At 42.6% G+C, this 209-nt stretch carries 1 protein-coding gene; it reads right to left on the bottom strand.

Annotated features, from left to right (window positions below):
• Positions 1–209 (bottom strand): hypothetical protein (locus RM520_RS15310; protein WP_311388583.1); only part of this gene is annotated, 209 nt, incomplete at both ends.

Raw genomic sequence — 209 nt, 5'->3', positions numbered from 1 at the left:
ATTTGCTATTAAGGTTTGAATGTCATCAGTCGTTGTAAACGGTCCGGCTTGGTCAATAGCCACATCTTCTGTTCCAGCACAAGGATCAGGTGTTGTGTCTTCACACCCCATTACCATTACTTCAGCCATATGCAGTGTTCCGTTGGTGCTTGATAATTGAATTCTGACGTATCTTCCATCAGCTGTAATAGGTATGTTCTCTTGAAGAC

The organism is Croceitalea vernalis (genome assembly GCF_031846405.1).
In the GTDB taxonomy this organism is placed as follows: Bacteria; Bacteroidota; Bacteroidia; order Flavobacteriales; family Flavobacteriaceae; genus Croceitalea; species Croceitalea vernalis.
Note: the sequence above shows the minus strand (reverse complement) of the source record. Positions and strands in the feature narration are given on the sequence as shown.